The sequence below is a fragment of the Pseudonocardia pini genome (genome assembly GCF_013870575.1).
GTDB lineage: Bacteria > Actinomycetota > Actinomycetes > Mycobacteriales > Pseudonocardiaceae > Pseudonocardia > Pseudonocardia pini.
This window is the reverse complement of the sequence record NZ_JACBXB010000817.1, coordinates 1-2,385: the sequence shown is the minus strand read 5'-3', so window position 1 is coordinate 2,385 and position 2,385 is coordinate 1. Positions and strand designations below refer to the sequence as shown.

The following is a 2,385-nucleotide window of genomic DNA, read 5'->3' as shown; positions in this document are numbered from 1 at the left end:
CCCGGCTCACCGCGGCGCTGCCGCAGGCCTGGGCGCGGATCCCGTTCACGCTCACCGTGGCGGCGCTGATGATCGTCGCGGGCCTGGTCGGCCGCACGATCTGGCGCCCGCTGAACCGCGAGGGCTGGTTCTCCGCCGTCGCCTACGGGCTGCCCGCGATCCGCGAGGGTCGGGTCTGGACGTTCCTGACCGGCCCGTTCTTCGCCATCACCCCCGGCCAGTTCCTCAGCGGCCTGCTGCTCTTCGCCCTCATCGTGGGGGCCTGCGAGATCCGGATGGGCACCCGGGTCGTGGCGGTCACCGCGATCGTCGGGCAGATCGGCGGCGTGCTGCTGGCGACGCTGTTGATCTGGGGGCTGTCGGCCACGCCGTGGGTCTGGGCCGCCGACCTCGCCTCCGTGCGGGACGCCGGGTTCACCACCGGCACCCTGACCGTCCTCGCCGTCACCACCGCCGCGCTGCGGTCGCCGTGGCGGCTGCGGGTCCGGGCCGCGCTGGCCTTCTACGTCGCGGTGGCGGTGCTGTTCGAGGGCACCCTGTCCGACGTCGCGCACCTGATCGCCGTGGTCGTCGGGTTCGTGGTCGGGCAGCGGCTCTTCGGTGTCGAACCCGGGTTCGGGCCGCGCACCCGTCGCGAGACCCGGATGCTCGCCTTCGCCGGGCTGCTCGCGATCGGGCTCACCGAGCTCGTGGTGCTGGTCTTCCCGGGCCGCGGCCCGTTCGGCCCGACGGGGGGCAACGGCACCCTGCTCGACGTCCTGCTGGACCTCGTGATCATCGCCGTGATCGCCAACGCGCTGCGGCTGGGCAAGCGCTGGGCCTGGTGGGTCGCCGTCGTGCTGGGCGTGCTCAACACGCTGACCCTGGTCATCGCCGTCGTGGCGCTCTCGGTCAAGGCGGCGAGCCCGGAGCTCGACATCACGATCTCCTCGCCGAGCGTCACCATCGGGACCGGCATCCTCTGGCTCGCCTCGCTGCTCCTCCTGCTGCTCAACCGGCGGTCGTTCCGGGTCCCGATCCGACGGCGGGTGCCGGGCGGGGTCGCGGGCAGCGAGGGCGACGCCCTGGAGCGCGCCCGCACCCTGCTGACGACCGTCGGCGGCTCCACGATGTCGTGGATGACCCTGTGGCCCGAGATGCGCTACTACTTCACGAAGGACGGCCGCGGGTACGTCGGGTACCAGCGCCACGCCGGGATCGCGCTCGCCCTGGCCGACCCGGTGGTCCCGCCGGACACGATCGCCGCGGCGGTCACCGAGTTCACCACCGAGGCCGAGCGCGGCGGCCTCACCCCCTGCCTCTTCTCGGTCACCGACGCCGCCGCCCAGGCCGCGCGGGCGGCGGGCTGGCGCACGGTGCAGATCGCCGAGGACACGCTGATCGACCTGCCCGGCATCGCGTTCAAGGGCAAGAAGTGGCAGGACATCCGGACCGCGCTGAACAAGGCCAAGCGCGAGGGCATCGAGTTCCGGGTGGTCACGCTCGCCGAGGAGTCGTTCGCGGTCGTGGCGCAGGTGCGGGCGATCTCGGAGCAGTGGGTCGGGGACAAGGACCTGCCCGAGATGGGCTTCACGCTCGGCAGCGTGGACGAGGCGCTCGACCCGGCCGTCAAGGTGGGGCTGGCGATCGACGGCACCGGCAGCGTGCACGGCGTGACGTCCTGGCTGCCCGTCTACTCCCCCCGGGGGGCGGATGGGCAGAGCGAGATCCGCGGCTGGACGCTGGACGTCATGCGCAGGCGCACCGACGGGTTCCGCTCCGTCATGGAGTTCATGATCGCCTCGGCCTGCCTCGCCTTCGGCAAGGAGGGCTACGAGTTCATCTCCCTCTCCGGGGCACCGCTCGCCCGCGGCGACGAGTCGGCCGAGCTCGACCGCACCGACCGGCTGCTGGACAAGCTCGGCGGGGCCCTCGAGCCCTTCTACGGGTTCCGTTCCCTGCACGCCTTCAAGGCGAAGTTCTCGCCGCGCTACGAACCGGTCCACCTCGCATTCCGTGACGAGGCGGATCTGCCTCGTATCGGAATCGCGCTCACCAGGGCCTATCTGCCGGACGCGACGCCCCGACAGCTCCTCGCGGCGGGCTTCTCCGGGGGCGGCGGACACGACCTGTAGTGCGGCGATCCTCGAAAATGATGATCGCCGCGGAGGAGACCTTGCGGTGGCGAAAAGCCGTACGCTAGGTTTCCTCCTGCACGGGGGATGCGCACTTGGGGCGCCCTGTCAGGTTCAATTCCTGTGTCCTCCACCAAACGTGGACCGAGGGTCGGCCGCCATTCCGGCGGCCGGCCCTCCGTCGTGTCAGGACCTTTTCGAGGAGATCGATGAGCGCGCCGACCGCGGAGCCCGAGCACGAGCCGGTACCGGAGGCCGCCGTGCACCCCGC

Annotated in this window: 1 protein-coding gene; it reads left to right on the top strand. The window is 71.8% G+C overall.

All coding sequences use genetic code 11. The features are described 5' to 3' along the window. Nucleotides 1-2,114: MprF family protein (locus H5J29_RS29410; protein WP_376768588.1), on the top strand; the 2,114-nt coding region annotated here is incomplete at its 5' end. Between the last annotated feature and the right edge of the window lie 271 nt (nucleotides 2,115-2,385).